This window comes from Acinetobacter sp. TUM15071 (assembly GCF_008980925.1).
Taxonomy (GTDB): Bacteria; Pseudomonadota; Gammaproteobacteria; order Pseudomonadales; family Moraxellaceae; genus Acinetobacter; species Acinetobacter dispersus.
On the sequence record NZ_BKGB01000074.1, the window covers coordinates 1 to 436 of the forward strand.

General features: G+C 38.5%; 1 protein-coding gene and 1 pseudogene. Both read left to right on the plus strand.

Annotated features, from left to right (window positions below; genetic code table 11):
• Positions 1 to 224 (plus strand): malate:quinone oxidoreductase (locus GBI66_RS19300; protein WP_171494352.1); only part of this gene is annotated, 224 nt, incomplete at its 5' end.
• A gap of 91 nt (positions 225 to 315) precedes the next feature.
• Positions 316 to 436, plus strand: a pseudogene (locus GBI66_RS19800) (hypothetical protein); the annotation flags it as partial.

Genomic DNA, 436 nt, shown 5'->3' on the forward strand with positions numbered 1-436 from the left:
TGCTTAACTTACTTGAAAAAGCTTTCCCTGAGCAAACTGAAGGTAAGTGGAACCAGAAGCTTCATGAAATTGTAGTGTCTTATAAACAAGACTTAAGCAAAGATCCTGTGTTACTCGACAAAGTTCGCCAGTACACAAGTTCTACACTTGGCTTGAACTATACATCTCCGTTCAAGGCTGCAAACGATGAAACTGCTGCTGCCCCAGTTGCAAAAGCAAATTAAGTTTGACGATGTATAAATAAAATTCCAAAAGGATGAATTTCGATTCGTCCTTTTGTTTTTTAAGACCTCAGCTGAGATATTTAGATTCGCTATGACGCCTTTAAAATCATCACCTCGCCTTTTGTCATCTGGTTTTAAGCTCGTGCTTTTTTTGCTGCTGGCTTATCTTTTGGTAAGCGGTTTTTATATATGGATGATTGGTGGTACAGCAA